The sequence below is a fragment of the Nonomuraea sp. NPDC050404 genome, from assembly GCF_040655495.1.
In the GTDB taxonomy this organism is placed as follows: domain Bacteria; phylum Actinomycetota; class Actinomycetes; order Streptosporangiales; family Streptosporangiaceae; genus Nonomuraea.
On the sequence record NZ_JBFAKB010000100.1, the window covers coordinates 1 to 1,441 of the forward strand.

2 protein-coding genes are annotated in these 1,441 nt (G+C 39.4%); both read left to right on the forward strand.

From position 1 onward, the window contains the following. The first annotated feature begins 66 nt into the window (after positions 1-66). Positions 67-714, forward strand: a complete 648-nt coding sequence (pcp, locus tag AB0I81_RS64030) for a pyroglutamyl-peptidase I (RefSeq protein WP_014573651.1) — start codon at positions 67-69, stop codon at positions 712-714. Between the two features lie 241 nt (positions 715-955). Beyond that, entirely contained in the window at positions 956-1,435 is a 480-nt protein-coding gene (tmk, locus tag AB0I81_RS64035) for a dTMP kinase (protein WP_360680717.1), read from the forward strand. Positions 1,436-1,441: the final 6 nt, after the last annotated feature.

Below are 1,441 nucleotides of genomic sequence, written 5' to 3' on the forward strand. Positions count from 1 at the left end.
GATGGTACAAGATACACTTCTCGATAGCTTCTGTACTTCTTGGCATTTTAGAAAGGAAATCTTCTCATGAAAATTCTTGTTACCGGATTTGATCCCTTTGGCGACGATAAAATTAATCCTGCGATTGAAGCCGTGAAACGTTTGCCGGATGAAATTGCTGGGGCACAAATCGTTAAATTGGAAATTCCGACAAAGTTTAATGTTTCAGCCGATGTCGTTAAAGATGCTATTGCCAAAGAAAAGCCTGACTATGTGTTGAGCATTGGTCAGGCTGGTGGCCGGTTTGAACTCACGCCGGAGCGAGTTGCGATTAACTTGGATGACGGTCGGATTCAAGATAATGCCGGGTATCAGCCACTTAATCACACGATTCATGGCGATGGCGAGAATGCCTACTTTACCCAGTTACCAATTAAGGCCATGGCCAAAGCCATTCGGGAAGCTGGTGTTCCGTCAGCAGTCTCCAACACAGCAGGCACTTACGTCTGCAACCACATTTTTTATCAGGTACAGTATATGCGGGATAAGATGTTTCCCGATATTAAGGCCGGCTTCATGCATATTCCATTTTTGCCGGAACAGGTTGTCACTCGTCCGGAAACACCAGCGTTGTCATTGGATGATGATGTTTTAGGCATCACTGCCGCTATCAAGGCCATCGTGTCCCGTGACGGCAAAGGCGATATCGAAACGATTGAAGGCAAGGATCACTAAAAGCCTGTTTAGTGTTTTTGGACTATTATCAAATAAATAGACATAAAAAAGAAAAGCGTTCTAATCGTTTTTCCTTTTTTATCAGATGTTCAGAAAATGGTCATTTTCTGAACACTCTTCTTTTCTTATTAAGATTATTAAAATCATTTGCATTTATTGTTCATTAACCCGTAATTTATTCTATGTTAATTTATATAAGTGCTTTCAAGTTATGGTACAATACTATCAATGGAGGAATGCTATGAAAAATTTATTAATAGTTTTTGAAGGACTTGACGGTTCAGGAAAAACAACTCAAATTGATATGTTACATCAATGGTTTGAAAATAAAAAACTTAAAGTTTTTACAACAAAACAACCAACAGATTACTATAGAAATGATAAAAGAGTTAGAGATTATTTGGATAATGGTATTGCGCCCAATATGTATTCGATTGCTTTATTGGCTGCAGCTGATAGAACTTATCAGATAACTTCAGAAATTTTCCCCAAAATATCTGAAAGCAACATTATATGTGATAGATACTTATACAGTTCACTAGCGTTCTTTAAAGCTCGTGGGATAGACTACAAAGAAATTCTAATGATTAATAAAGGTGTTCCTACTCCAGATGTTACAGTGTTTTTAGATGTTCCTCCAGAGCGTGCTTTAGAGAGAGTTCGTCAAAGGGATTCCAGTAGACGCGCAGCTCGGAGGCCCCGTCGATGCGGGCCGCGCTGATCAGGT

What these genes read in the sequence shown, in the direction of transcription:
- pcp (WP_014573651.1), top strand. Translation starts at nt 67, where the DNA reads ATGAAAATTCTTGTTACCGGATTTGATCCCTTTGGCGACGATAAAATT.
- tmk (WP_360680717.1), top strand. Translation starts at nt 956, where the DNA reads ATGAAAAATTTATTAATAGTTTTTGAAGGACTTGACGGTTCAGGAAAA.